Origin of the sequence: Pseudomonas sp. W15Feb34, assembly GCF_023127765.1 — a bacterium.
Lineage (GTDB): Bacteria > Pseudomonadota > Gammaproteobacteria > Pseudomonadales > Pseudomonadaceae > Aquipseudomonas > Aquipseudomonas synxantha_A.
This window is the reverse complement of sequence record NZ_SPKN01000052.1, coordinates 1-379: the sequence shown is the minus strand read 5'-3', so window position 1 is coordinate 379 and position 379 is coordinate 1. Positions and strand designations below refer to the sequence as shown.

Annotated in this window: 1 protein-coding gene; it reads left to right on the top strand. The window is 55.9% G+C overall.

From position 1 onward, the window contains the following. Window positions 1–379: immunoglobulin-like domain-containing protein (locus E4O97_RS26290; protein ID WP_248162707.1), on the top strand; the 379-nt coding region annotated here is incomplete at both ends.

The window sequence follows — 379 nt, the reverse complement described above, 5'->3', positions numbered from 1 at the left end:
GCGAGCACTTTGAAAATCTGATTCCAGGTACCGATAAAGTCACCACGACTGTAACTGACACTCCGGGGACCGATAACACCACGACCGTGACGTTGACTGCGCCGAGTGCGGTGAACGAAGGTGGCCAGATCACCTATACCGCAACCTTGAGCAACAAGGCCGGTACCGACGTCACGTTGAAACTCGACAACGGTTCAAGCATTACCATCAAAGCGGGCGACACCGTCGGCACCGTGACCGTCCCGGCGCCGACTGATGACGTGTTTATCGATAAGAGCACGCAGACCGTTCAAATCACCGAAACCACGGGTGGCAACTTCGAAAAACTGGAAGTCGCGGGCAACGGCGCCACCACCACGATCAACGACACCATCGACAA